Origin of the sequence: Levilactobacillus koreensis JCM 16448 (genome assembly GCF_001435525.1) — a bacterium.
GTDB classification, from domain to species: Bacteria; Bacillota; Bacilli; order Lactobacillales; family Lactobacillaceae; genus Levilactobacillus; species Levilactobacillus koreensis.
Genome location: NZ_AZDP01000003.1, coordinates 1 through 11,982 on the forward strand (window position 1 = coordinate 1; position 11,982 = coordinate 11,982).

Here is an 11,982-nt window from a genome sequence, read left to right on the forward strand (position 1 = left end):
TGGTGTATTTATTTTGGTCTAAATTCTAAGTGGCTAACTTGATTATAAAATTTGCCGTAGAAATTCTTATGAAAATTGCTTCAGTTCCTAAATTTGATTGATTTTCTCGAACTACTAAGTTGTTCCTTATTCTCAGCCACCTAAATCATTCTTAGGATAACCAGATTACCCAATCGTTCGGTCAGATTGTCCCTATGATTTTGCCAACAATTCCCGTACTATGAGGGTAGTGCGTCTCAACCGAAAATAACGATTCTACTCAATACTGCGAATTCAATCCAACCTGCTTTGGAGGAACCAACCGTGCAAAAGAAAAATCATCCCTTACTCACCAGTATCATCGCCATTTTGAGTTGCCTACTCATCTTACAAACACCACTGGCCGCCCATGCCGCAGTCCAACCATCACAGTTGAATAACCGGCAGGGCCTACTGCTAGACCTTGGCCGGCATCCTTTGTCCGAACCCAGTCTTGAAAAAATCATCGACGCCGCGGCGACCGCCAAATTGGACTACGTCGTTTTGCACCTCAGCGACAACGAACATCTCAGTTTTCACTCGGCTTACCTTGGCAATAAGGCGTCGGCCACCGTGCTCTCACAACGCCTCTTGAAAAAGCTGGTGACATTTGCCAACGCTAAGGGCGTCCAAGTGGTTCCTGACGTGGACTTCCCGTCACATGCCGGTGCGATTTTAAAGCAGTTGAAGCGTAAACATCCCAAGACCTATCGCGCCGTTAAGCTTGACAAACAGACCATCGACTACACTAAGAAGCAATCCATCACGGTCGTCAAGAAAATCTACCATGAATTAGACGCCGCTTTTAAACATCAACCGCATCGCGACCTGATCCTAGGTGCCGACGAAGTCCCTGGCGACGGCGCTGCTCACAAGTCGCTGACGACCTTCATCAACCAGATCAATCGTGATCAAAACAAGCACGGATTTACCACGACCACTTGGAATGATTCCCTGTACAAGAAAGAGCTGCCCAAATTAGACACCAATATCGTCATCAACTACTGGTCTCAATCCGGTAATCACTCAGAGGCACGTCAGCTCAACTCACGTAAGGCTAAACGAGTATCTGTACCTGACTTAGTCGCTGCCAAACGAAAAATCGTGAACGCCAACAGCTACGCCACCTACTACCAGCTGAAGTACATCGACAATGCCAACGATGACCGCTACTTTTTGGACTACCTGCACGACCAGTATCGCCCCAACCTGTTCAATGAAATCGACGTGTACGGCCAAAACCAGAATCGTACGGTGGAATCTGATGTAACAACGACCGGTACGTTAGTCAGTCTGTGGGGGCACGACTCAAAAGGTGTGTCGGTGCAGACGATTGTGGACTTTGTGCGGCGGATTGACGTGCCGAAGTGATTTATCTACGTTTATCTACGATTTATCTCTGATAAAATTAGTATGACACACCATGGTTGCTGATATAACAGCGATTAAAGATCTTCCTTTTTATCAATTTTATCTACGTTTATCAAATATTTTTCAAAACAAAGCGGTAACAAAAAGCGGCCTAGGCTTAAATTTTATTTTGGAGGTAAGTATCTATGGAACTCAAGCAAATCAAAACAATTGGTAACATTGGATCAGGCACCATGGGTCATGCGACTGCCTTACAGTTTGCAATGCACGGCTATCGTGTTAACCTGCTTGATACCTCAAATGATGTTCTGACTAAAGGGATAGCCGCCATCAAGCATGACCTAGAAACATTTAAAGAAGCCGGTATGCTTAATGAAGAACCCGCTACGATTATTGACCGAATCCATCCAACGACCGATTATCAAGTGGCCTTAAGTGATGCTCAGTTCGTCATTGAATCTATCGTTGAAAAATTGGAAATCAAGCAACAGGTTTGGCAACAGGCAGAAAATGTAGTTGCTGAGGGAACTATTCTAGCCACCAACACATCTGGTTTGAGTCCAACAGCTATTCAAGGTGTCTTGAAACATCCTGAACGTTTCGTTGTCGCCCATTTTTGGAATCCAGCACAATTGATGCCATTGGTCGAAGTCGTTCCTGGTAAAGATACCACGAGTGAAACTGTTGATTTAACCGTTCAATTAATGAATCACGTTGGTAAGCATGCTGTCGGCCTGAAAAAGGAATCATTGGGCTTCGTAGGTAATCGAATTCAATTAGCAGTCTTGCGAGAAGCCCTCCATATCGTCGATGAAGGCATTGCAAGTCCAGAAGCTGTTGATGATATCGTCAAATACAGTCTCGGTCGTCGCTGGAACTTAGTAGGTCCAATTGCTAGTGCTGATCTCGGCGGACTCGATGTTTTTAAAAATATCAGCTCCTATCTCTATGCTGACCTTGGTAATGACACTGGTACTGATCCAGCCTTAGCCAAAAAGATAGCAGCCAATGAACTTGGTTATAAAACCGGCAAAGGGTTCTATGATTGGCAAGGAACAGTTGGTGCCGATATGGTCGCCCAACGAGATAAAGATTTATTGAAGCAATTGAAAGATGATCAAAACTAATTAAAAGATAGACTTCCACAAGCTGATACGTCAGGCGTTAATACACCTGTCACGCATCAGTTTTTTATTTTTTACCCAAAATCATAATCGCATCTACAAAAAAACGGCCCAGACAAACTCGTCCAAGCCGAAATCAAACTAATCAAGTTCCTCCGTCGAAGCTCGCCGATTCCGCATAAAGATGGCGGCACAGATAGCCCCAATGACCACAATGCCAGCCGACGTCAGCGTGACTGCTCGGGTCCCATTGGCGTACGCCTGCCACACCGTCTGTTGAACGGCATGCCCAAATGGCATCTGGGACAGGCGGGTACTGAAAGCAATGTTGTGACCAGAGAACGGCCCAGCACTGACTAATGCCTTATGAATCCCTGTTGCTGCCGCCTTTGGCATGTTGATTTGATCAAAGTGAGCGGTCAGGTACTTTTCGTAAACGTTGTTTTGGACCAACCCCAGGCTCACAATTCCCAGCGTCACCCCGATTTGCCGGAAGACGTTGATCAGCCCGGAGGCCATCCCCATCTCACTCACCGCCACGCCTTCCATCCCGGTACTATTCAAGAGTGGATTGACCAGCCCGTTGGTAATTCCCATCAGGATCATTCCCGGCCACAATTCGGCAAAGGACACCTTCACCGTCATTGCGTTAGCCAGCATGAGGAACCCAATCCCACCCAAGAATAGGCTGCCGCTAATCATCCATTTCTTCGAATAACGATTGCCTAAATACCCGGTCAACGGCCCTAAAATCAAGGACCAGATGCTAATCGTCAATTGACGAACCCCAGCTTGCAGCGCCGAGTATCCCATGTAGTTTTGCATCAAGGCCGTCAGATAAGTGTTGTAGGAATAAATCCCGGCACCCAGCGCCAAGGCGACGATGACCGTACCGACAAAATGGGGATTTTTGAACATTTCCAAGTTGACCATCGGTTGTTTCAGCTTGCTCTCAACCACGATGAAGAGGACAAACAACAGAACGGCCGCGCCAAACCAGCCCAGCATTTGCGGACTCGTCCAACTCCAGTTCAGGTGGCTTTCCTTTAAAATCAACCCGTAGATCAGGGCAAATAAACTCCCGGCTGACAGCGCCATCCCGGCAAAATCAATTTTATGATTTCGACTCAGATCTGGCACCTCATCAACATAAATCATAGTTAAAATAATAGCGATAACCCCAATTGGAATGTTGACGTAGAAGATCGACCGCCAGCCGAATTGGGCCACCAAGTAACCGCCGACCAGGGGACCGGACGCCGACGACAGCCCAATGACGGAACCCAGAATACCAAGCGCCACGCCTCGTTTGCTCCCCTTGAAGCTCACAGCAACTAGCGCCATGGCCAGGGCATTCATCCCCGCGCCACCTAAGGCCTGCACGCCCCGCCCAATATCCAAGACCAGCAGATTCGGCGCCATCCCATTGACGGCCGATGCCAAGACAAAGACAGCCAACGACAGCACAAAGATGCGCTTCAGCCCATACATATCACCAATTTTCGACACGATCAGCAACGTGACCCCTAACACCAGGGAGTAGGCGTTCAAGACCCACTGCACATTATTGAACGATTCATTGAAGTCGCGGACCATAGTTGGCAACGCCACGTTAACAATCGTAACGTCTAGTAAAGCCATGAAGACCCCCAAGGAAAGGGCCGCCAGCCCAATCCAATTTCGCGATGACTTAGTCATTTTGTTGATTTCCTCCATTTACCTCAGCCGGTCCTAAATTAGCTAACTGCTGATTCGTCCATTTTATTTTCATTTCACTCTCCGCAATCTGTAGCTCAAGGGTGCGCCCCCATTTCAACTGCTAATCTGATTTCACACCTCGTAACCAAAATTATTTCAGAAATCCATTCTAGCCTATCCTACGATGTCAAAGCGTCTTATCTTAACAATTTATACACATTTAGCAGGGGACAACAACTTACAAAGTATAGGTCTTTTCGACCCGTTGTCAACGCTAGAATTCCAGAAATATTGCCCTCCTAATCTGCTTGCCAGACCACCATTTAGTGCACGGATAAACTACTGCCCGTCACCAAAAATGACAATAATAAAACCAAAACTGGCCCTTGAAAATTACCAGATAAGCATGCTACCATACGTTTAACGCATGCTTAGGAGCTGAGACTATGATTGAAAGTTACTTATTAGAAGAACTCACCGTTTTCGCTAAGACTGGAACCCTGACCCAGACCGCGGCGCAACTAAACGTGACTCAGCCGTCGGTCACCCGGGGAATGCAAAAGCTTGAGGATGACTTTGGTGTTCAGCTATTTGACCGCCAAGCCAATCGCATCAAGCTCACCCCCACTGGCGAACTAGCCGCTAAAGAGGCCGCTAGATTGCTAGCAGAAAATACGGCAATGATCACTAAAGTCCAAAATTACGACCGCAGTCGCCACACCACTACACTGGCTGCGACCGTTCCTGGCCCCCAAATTTTACTCAATCAGTTACAATCTACACTAAAAGAAAAAATTCAGATTACCGATAAGTTTGTTCTAACTACGGGCATTGAAACGGCGCTTAACGCCAATCAATACTCCCTAATATTTTCTAACCAAGAAATTTTTACAGACACGATTGAATCCCAATACGTTGGCGAAGAACGGCTGCAAGTCAACCTGAATCAATTCATGGATCTAGCCAACCAAACAACGCTAACATTTGCTGAATTGAAGGGCTTGAGCTTTATCGTGATGCGGGCAATTGGTCCCTGGAACGACATTATTAAAAATGAGATTGCCGACGCAAAATTTATGTATCAGGACGACCGCGATGCTTTCGCTGAGATTACGGCACACTCAAATTTTCCATTCTTCGCGACCAACCTTTCGCAGAGCGATCCCTTTTTTAGTGAGCAGATCAAAGCGGATACTGACCGCGTTGCCATTCCAATCAGTGACGACAGCGCTCAGATGCCCATCTATGCCAGCTACTTACTCCCACAGAAAAAACGACTCACTCAACTAATTAGGGACGTTCAGCAACAATGGCCGTCTGTTCCTCAGCGGTAAGCGAACCACAAAAATAGTCCAGTCAATGGTAATTACTACCATTAATTGGACTATTTTCATAACAAAACTGTCACCAAAAAGAAAAGACGCCACATCAAAATGGCGTCAACTCAACGATACTATTCACTTTTCCGAAAAAAATGCGCCCCCCGAGAGTCGAACTCGGATCATGAGGACCGAAATCTCATGTGCTATCCATTACACTAAGGGCGCACAACACCTTTATTTTAGTCCTAAATTAGTCCAGTAGCCAAATAATTTATCGACCCCCGGCAGCGCGGATGGCTTCTTGCTCCAAATATTCCTCCGTGGCGTCCGAACTCTTGCGAAAGTCGGCGATGAACGTCTCTTCCTTTGGCTTGACCGTGGCCATCAAATCACCGTTGATGTCCGTAACCGTTAACGTTTCGTCTTGCCACGCGGCGGTATCGTAGTGGCCATCCTCAATTTGGTCCAATAAATTTTGGAAGATGTCGAGCACGGCTTGGCGAATGATCACGTCCTCCGTGACCGTTTCTCCCTGTTGCTTCAATTGTAGCTGGCGCATCTGCACTTCATCCATATCAGTCGGTACTTGAACAAACACGGCGGTGCCTCCCATAATTAGTTTTACTGCTATTCTATCACTTCCTGCTAAAGAAAAGAGTCAAAGCGTTATCGTTCCACGCAATCTGGTGTAAACTAGGGGTAAGTTAAGCAATTACGATTAAGGAGGCGGCTCATGGAAGACTCGATACTCGACTTTACCACGAATCTGGCCATCCTCCACCGCCAATTTCAGCGGGCAATGAACCAGATTCTGGAAGCCGACAAAATGCCAGTCAATATCACCGAATTTTATTTGTTAGTTCTCGTCTCAGAAACTAGTCACCTCAACCAACGGCGGGCGGCCTGGACCATGGCCGTCGATGAAGGCCTTATGGCGCGGATGGTCCAACACCTGGTCAAGCTCTCACTCCTGCAAAAGGAGACTGACCCCACCGACCGCCGCAACCGCCGGCTCAAATTGACCGCGGACGGTAAGGAATTGGTAAAACAAGCCATTACCGTTCTCCACGATTGGTGGGAATTGGCCACGCCAACCGATAGTAATTTCGATTACGCGACCATTACCGCTCAACTCCAGTTACTTTCTAGTCGCGTCCTACAAGTCGACGACCGGCAATCGGAGAGCCACTAGCCGCGTTTTTTCCCAGAAGGAGGAATTTTTGATGAGTAAAGCCATTACTATTGCTGAAGCCCAACGCTACGATGCCCACACAATCAATGAAATCGGCATCCCCGCACTCGTCCTGATGGAACGCGCGGCCCTGGCAACCTTCAATAACATCTTAAACGACGACTTCGACCTCAGCCGAATCGTCGTGGTCGCCGCCACCGGGAACAATGGTGGTGACGGAATCGCCGTTGCCCGTTTGCTCAAGATTCGCGGCCTCAACGTTGAGATCTACCTCTTAGGCAATCCCGACAACGCCACGCCACAGACCAAGCAACAGCTCAAAATCGCCGATTACTACAGCATTCCGCGGATCACCGACCTCAACCGCATCGTCAACGCCACGTTGATCGTCGATGCCATCTTTGGTGTCGGCCTGTCCCGGCTGATCACTGGTAAATTCGCCGATGCCATCAACGCCATTAACGCGGCCGACGCGAAAACCGTCGCCATCGACGTGCCATCCGGCATCAACGCCGATACTGGCGACGTTCTCGGCGTTGCCGTCGTTGCCGACAGCACCACCACCATGGCCTACAACAAGGTCGGTCTTTTAACGACCAGTGGCAAGCAACACAGCGGCACCATTCACGTTGCTGACATCGGGATTTACGCCCAGGACCGTTTGGAGCATGCGCGCTAGAACACGTTTGCTAGCCCACCGTACCAACCAGACGTTAAATGCCCCAGTCGTTAACCATTTCCTGTAGAATAGACGGTACGGAAGTGGAGTGACTTTCGTGTTTCCCGACTAAAACAAGCGCCCAACCCTTTGATCGGTTGGACGTTTTTTGGTGTGTTAGAGTTTAAGCTCAAAACCTAAACCTGGATTGGTTAAACTTTAGCGCACTGCGGCTGCCAGGGATTCCGCCTGCTGTGGGGACGCTTCAGACTGGAAATGCTCCAGTCTTCTCGCTCGCTTTGAAGCCACGAAAACCACGTGTCTCCAAAGTCGCCCATCCTGTTAGCTAGCCAACGGCCAGCTAACAGGATTGCCACGGCTGGCTGCATCCCTGGCCTCCTCCGGCTTAGGTTGAGCACTCCCATAACAAGCGCTGAGTTCCTGAAGACAATTTTACTTGTTTGTCCACTATTCACTGGTTTATAAGGTGCACCTGTATGTCAGCTAGTAGATTCGGTCACCGCACTCACTACAAATAACTTCCAATCGCTTGACTGCGCAATTCCACAGTAGTCAGTACGCGTCAAAATTACACAGACCTTCAGACAGAAAACAATAACCAGTCTGCCATCACAACTCCACAGTTGCCACAGAACGACCACGTAAGCCGAGAGGTCGCCAGATATGGGCCCAGGCGCGTCGTTCTACTTAGTTAGTGGGTGACCTTCCCACTGACTTAGTAGAAAACCAAACTTGAAGACTCGCGGGTTTCGAGGCTTCAAGTTGTATTCACACCGTTCCGGCCCATATTTGGCGGCCGGTAAGGCGACCACCAAATCATTGTCGCCACTCCGTAAATTTTGTCGTTTATTTCCAGCCGAACTGAGCCCTTTCACAAGCTTTTCCGTACAATACCCGGTATACTGACCCTAACAACTACAGGAGGTGCCCCATGTCATCAATCGAAACTGGCTTTACCAACGTCCAAGCGCTGGACCCCAGCATCCTTGTCGACCTGCGCTACGCCACCCCGGACAACTTTACCCATCACGTGATTTACGACTTCACCACCGCAATTGCGCGGACTGGCACGGCTAAGAAATTAGCGGCGGCCAGTGCGACGCTGCGTGAACAGGGTTACCGCTTAAAAATTTGGGACGCCTATCGCCCCGTATCCGCTCAGGAACGCCTTTATGCCGTTTATCCCGATCCTTCGTTTGTGGCTAAGCCCAACCCCAATTTTTCCCATCAAAAAGGGGTGACCTTCGACCTCACGCTCTGTGATGCCGCCGGGAACGAACTGGAAATGCAAACACCTTTTGACGACTTCACGACCGCCGCACACCGCGACCATCCGCGAACGCCATTACAGGAAAAGCACTACCAGATTCTGGATCAAGCCATGCGTGACGCCGGATTCTTCGGCTACGAAAACGAATGGTGGGACTACCGTGACGCGCAAATGGACGACTACGCTCCGGCCGCGGCCAACCCCAATGATTTTTAAAGGTAGTTGTGTTCTGTACCACGTTAGTCACTCCCCCGAGTACGACGAAAAAGGCCTGGAAAAATTCCAGGCCTTTTGTGTCTCTTAAATTATAGTGCTGAAACGAGCGCCAAAGGGTAGCCGGTTCCGTTTAAAACTGGTAACCCCACACTCTAAGTTCCGGATTCTTCGGTTATCGGCCCTAACACTCGCCAGCTAATCCTCCGACATCCCACTCTTTGTACTCTTTTATTGATCGAGCATGAACGAATGGTCCGGAATCCGAATCAGCGTAAAGCGATCCGCCAGCCGACCCGCGTGCAAGCCCAATCCGTTTACGAACGATTTCTTATAGGTCGTCTCAATGACGCCGACCCATGCCTTTTGGTGACGTTGATCATACCGCATTACCTTCTTAGCATCCCATTTATAAGCAGACGCCGGTAAGTTGATGGCCTTTTTTCCATCCGATACGGTGGCGTCCGTACTGCTGACCTGGTATTTTTCACCCTCGGTCAGATAAGTATAGGTCTGAATCGGCTTGTTACCCTTGCTATTGTTGACCGTCACGTAATAGGACGAGCCACTGCCATCACCCGTGTTGATGACCAACGGCTCGTAGCGCGTCGTTTGGCTGACCCGGTCGCCTAAGTGGTTCACGTTTTGGAAAAAGGTCGTGTAGCTCATGCCCCCGAAGACCAGGAGCCACGCCACAAGTTCAATCGTCGAGATGGTAAAGTTGCGCCACGAAAAACTGTGGTGTTCCTTAACAATTAGCCGAATCCGGCGGACACGCATATCGTGTACCATCCAGACCAGCGCGATGAGGACGAGCAGCCAAACGCCCATCCCCACCAGGTTCCAAGTTGATTTCATTTTCCCAATTCCCTTCCAATAGTTAAAAACTTAATTCGGGTATTTCACTTCTTTACTAGCTTACGAGATTCGCTCCGGGAATACAAGCCACTGTCTCGGCCAATTTACGTTATACTAAACGTAAATATGAAGAAAAAGAAGGAATCCCTTGTGTGTACTAGTCTAACCTATACCTCCGCTGCGAACCACCATTTTTTTGCGCGCACCATGGATTTTCCCACGACCACACCCTGGCGGCCAGTCTTTTTACCGCGCAACTACCAGTGGCAAACGGCGCTGAACACCACCCGGACCACGCGTTATGCGATCCTCGGTGGGGGCCGACCTGCCATTGATTTCTCCGCCTACCTGTTGGCTGACGGCATAAATGAAAGCGGTATCACATGTGCCGAACTTTACCTCCCTGGGGCCGTCGACTACGCCGATGACCCGGTCACTGGAAAAATCAATCTGACGCCGCAGGACTTCATTAACTGGGCATTGGGTGAACATGCTACGCTAGCCGAGATTGTCACCGATTTGCCACGGGTGACCCTGGTCAGTCGCAAATGGGGGCAGGACCGCTACGTCTACCCCTTCCACTGGATCCTAAGCGACCGCAGCGGGCAAACACTGGTCATTGAACCCACCGGTGGCCCCCTGACCGCCCAGCGTGATCCTGCGGATGTATTAACCAACACACCGGTGCTGGGGACCCACCTCAAGAATCTCAATGACTTTCTCGGCGTTACTGGCCCAGAGTTTACCGGTGCGACGGTGACTGCCGCTCGAGATTACTTGGTGAGTGGTGCCCCCCTACCGACCGGGACCGTACCGACACAGCGCTTCATTAGTACCGCGATTCGGCGTTGGGGTGCTTTCCCAATGGCCGCGACGGATGAAACCGTAACCGGTATTTTCCACTGGTTAGCCGAAGTTATCCTGCCCTACGATGCGACACGACGCCACCAAGGCAACCACAACTATACGCATTACCGGGCCGTTATCGACTTGGACACTTTAACTTACAATTTTATTCCGCGCACGACGGGCCGTTTGCAACAAATCACATTAACCGCTGAAATGGCGGCCCACCGGCGTTTCCCTCACACTTATTCAGCCGATTAACTGTAAATGTTGCAAAGCTTAACTTCACCTTTAATCCGATTGATATTGGTTTGAGACATTTCTGTAACAACTCCCTGATAGTATTAAACACATCGAAAGATATTCAATACTAAAAACAAATTTGAAATTAAGGGAGTTTATTTACATTTATGAAGACGACGTTTACGAACATTATTTTAACTTTACTGGCCACTGTTGCTTTTGCTGTTGCAGGCTTTGAAATCATGCAGCCCACTGATGCTAATGCCGCAACCATATCTTACAGCAAGATTCACAAGGTCGCTAAGGCTCAACTTGGCAAACCTTACGGCTGGGGCTCAACTGGTCCTTCTAGCTTTGACTGCTCTGGTTTCACCAGCTACGTCTACAAGAAGGGTGCTTCTAAGCGCATTCCCCGGACTGCCCAAGCTCAATACAATAAGTACAAGCATGTGAGCTACAAGAACATCAAGAAGGGTGACCTGGTCTTCTTCGGTGGTTCCAAGCACTCTATCTCCCACGTCGGCTTATACGTCGGTAACGGTCGGATGATCGATTCACAAAACCGCGGTGTCGTGACGGAAGCCGTTCACGCCCCATGGTGGCACGCGGTTGGTTACGCTCGTGTCGGTTCCGTTAAATAATTAGGATTCACAAACAGTTCCAACCTTCATAAATGAAATAAACTGTGCCCCCGTCGTACGTCGCGACGGGGGCTTCTTGGTAGAGCGTAAAGCAAGGCGCTTAGGTCCTGAGCATTAACGGGAAGAGAGGTCCCCATTCGGCGCTGCCGAATGGGGACCTCTCTTCGTGTTAAGCGCAGGGACCTGCCTCGTGGAGCGCGTTTCGGAAGCCGCTGGTGCTGGGGACTATTCCGCAAGACACAACCAAACCGTTTCATCAGCCATCATCCAAAGATTAAAAAAACAAGAATGCGAAGCGATTAGCTGATAATTATTAAGGATAATAACCGAATAATCTTGGGTTGGAATTTTCTGGTTATCAGCTTTAAGCGGAACAAGTTACCTATTGGCGCACGTTACGATACAAGGAACCAACAACCAATACCCAAAAACAACCCAGTGCCTTATTTCGATTGTTATGATCCCTCTGTGGTTGTCAGATGAAATAATATAATTCATCTGACAATG

The 11,982-nt window shown here is 48.9% G+C and carries 11 protein-coding genes and 1 tRNA gene; 8 read left to right on the forward strand and 4 right to left on the reverse strand.

The features are described 5' to 3' along the window. Positions 1-303 precede the first annotated feature (303 nt). Together FC99_RS00025 and FC99_RS00030 are read left to right on the forward strand one after the other, a co-directional pair. On the forward strand, positions 304-1,389 hold the full coding sequence (locus tag FC99_RS00025) for a family 20 glycosylhydrolase (protein WP_235805835.1): 1,086 nt from the start codon (positions 304-306) through the stop codon (positions 1,387-1,389). 185 nt (positions 1,390-1,574) lie between these two features. Next, the gene (locus tag FC99_RS00030; RefSeq protein WP_048734151.1) at positions 1,575-2,516 is read left to right on the forward strand and encodes a 3-hydroxyacyl-CoA dehydrogenase family protein; all 942 of its coding nucleotides are present in this window, start codon (positions 1,575-1,577) and stop codon (positions 2,514-2,516) included. A gap of 138 nt (positions 2,517-2,654) precedes the next feature. On the opposite strand, the gene FC99_RS00035 is transcribed toward FC99_RS00030, so the two are convergent. Continuing rightward, a complete protein-coding gene (locus FC99_RS00035) occupies positions 2,655-4,211 on the reverse strand; it encodes an MFS transporter (protein ID WP_156166924.1) in 1,557 nt (518 codons plus the stop codon). Positions 4,212-4,657: 446 nt separating this feature from the next. On the opposite strand from FC99_RS00035, the gene FC99_RS00040 reads away from it, so the two are divergent. Continuing rightward, positions 4,658-5,545, forward strand: a complete 888-nt coding sequence (locus FC99_RS00040; RefSeq protein WP_048734148.1) for a LysR family transcriptional regulator — start codon at positions 4,658-4,660, stop codon at positions 5,543-5,545. A 141-nt stretch (positions 5,546-5,686) separates the two neighbouring features. On the opposite strand, the gene FC99_RS00045 is transcribed toward FC99_RS00040, so the two are convergent. Then, positions 5,687-5,758 (reverse strand) — tRNA-Arg (locus tag FC99_RS00045). Between the two features lie 46 nt (positions 5,759-5,804). After that, complete coding sequence (locus FC99_RS00050) at positions 5,805-6,131, reverse strand: hypothetical protein (protein ID WP_048734145.1); 327 nt, start codon at positions 6,129-6,131, stop codon at positions 5,805-5,807. 135 nt (positions 6,132-6,266) lie between these two features. Between FC99_RS00050 and FC99_RS00055 the strand changes: the two genes are divergently transcribed. The 3 genes from FC99_RS00055 to FC99_RS00065 all read left to right on the forward strand — a co-directional run bounded on the left by FC99_RS00055 (position 6,267) and on the right by FC99_RS00065 (position 8,890). After that, a complete protein-coding gene (locus FC99_RS00055; RefSeq protein WP_048734142.1) occupies positions 6,267-6,725 on the forward strand; it encodes a MarR family winged helix-turn-helix transcriptional regulator in 459 nt (152 codons plus the stop codon). Between the two features lie 28 nt (positions 6,726-6,753). Beyond that, positions 6,754-7,404, forward strand: a complete 651-nt coding sequence (locus FC99_RS00060; RefSeq protein ID WP_191979303.1) for an NAD(P)H-hydrate epimerase — start codon at positions 6,754-6,756, stop codon at positions 7,402-7,404. Between the two features lie 931 nt (positions 7,405-8,335). Beyond that, positions 8,336-8,890: a M15 family metallopeptidase gene (locus tag FC99_RS00065; protein ID WP_048734137.1), complete on the forward strand. Its 555-nt coding sequence runs from the start codon at positions 8,336-8,338 to the stop codon at positions 8,888-8,890. Between the two features lie 228 nt (positions 8,891-9,118). On the opposite strand, the gene FC99_RS00070 is transcribed toward FC99_RS00065, so the two are convergent. Further along, positions 9,119-9,745, reverse strand: a complete 627-nt coding sequence (locus FC99_RS00070; RefSeq protein WP_048734133.1) for an LVIS_2131 family protein — start codon at positions 9,743-9,745, stop codon at positions 9,119-9,121. A gap of 150 nt (positions 9,746-9,895) precedes the next feature. On the opposite strand from FC99_RS00070, the gene FC99_RS00075 reads away from it, so the two are divergent. Then, positions 9,896-10,852: a linear amide C-N hydrolase gene (locus FC99_RS00075; RefSeq protein WP_048734132.1), complete on the forward strand. Its 957-nt coding sequence runs from the start codon at positions 9,896-9,898 to the stop codon at positions 10,850-10,852. A gap of 149 nt (positions 10,853-11,001) precedes the next feature. Next, a complete protein-coding gene (locus FC99_RS00080) occupies positions 11,002-11,475 on the forward strand; it encodes a C40 family peptidase (protein ID WP_048734131.1) in 474 nt (157 codons plus the stop codon). Positions 11,476-11,982: the final 507 nt, after the last annotated feature.

Excerpts from the sequence above, each read along its gene's own strand:
- FC99_RS00030 (WP_048734151.1), top strand. The coding sequence starts at position 1,575 with ATGGAACTCAAGCAAATCAAAACAATTGGTAACATTGGATCAGGCACC.
- FC99_RS00035 (WP_156166924.1), bottom strand. The coding sequence starts at position 4,211 with ATGACTAAGTCATCGCGAAATTGGATTGGGCTGGCGGCCCTTTCCTTG.
- FC99_RS00040 (WP_048734148.1), top strand. The coding sequence starts at position 4,658 with ATGATTGAAAGTTACTTATTAGAAGAACTCACCGTTTTCGCTAAGACT.
- FC99_RS00055 (WP_048734142.1), top strand. The coding sequence starts at position 6,267 with ATGGAAGACTCGATACTCGACTTTACCACGAATCTGGCCATCCTCCAC.
- FC99_RS00065 (WP_048734137.1), top strand. The coding sequence starts at position 8,336 with ATGTCATCAATCGAAACTGGCTTTACCAACGTCCAAGCGCTGGACCCC.
- FC99_RS00070 (WP_048734133.1), bottom strand. The coding sequence starts at position 9,745 with ATGAAATCAACTTGGAACCTGGTGGGGATGGGCGTTTGGCTGCTCGTC.
- FC99_RS00080 (WP_048734131.1), top strand. The coding sequence starts at position 11,002 with ATGAAGACGACGTTTACGAACATTATTTTAACTTTACTGGCCACTGTT.